Raw genomic sequence first — 291 nt, forward strand, 5'->3', positions numbered from 1 at the left:
ATGCTGATACTTGTAATTGATTGTTAGTAAAGAAACCAATAAACTCAACATTATACCCTCTTTTTTTCAATAGATCAGACATTTCTACTGATTGGATAAAAGATTTTCGTTTCGCTTTTTGATAATGTTGTTTAAATACTTCTTTAGTAATTATTTCTAAAGGCATTGTTCTGTACTCCTTGAGCTTTTGTAGTTTAATAGACAGAGCTGGTGAAGCTACAGAATAAAAATTATTTCCTATTTGACATCGCTTTTATTTTTAATTATCTTGTCATTATGAATTTAATGATG

General features: G+C 27.5%; 1 protein-coding gene. It reads right to left on the reverse strand.

Annotated features, from left to right (window positions below; all coding sequences use genetic code 11):
- A partial coding sequence (locus HMPREF3249_RS09115; protein ID WP_142350221.1) for a peptidoglycan bridge formation glycyltransferase FemA/FemB family protein occupies positions 1 to 166 on the reverse strand: 166 nt, incomplete at its 3' end.
- Between the last annotated feature and the right edge of the window lie 125 nt (positions 167 to 291).

The sequence above is a fragment of the Streptococcus sp. HMSC36C04 genome, assembly GCF_001839535.1.
Taxonomy (GTDB): Bacteria; Bacillota; Bacilli; order Lactobacillales; family Streptococcaceae; genus Streptococcus; species Streptococcus hominis.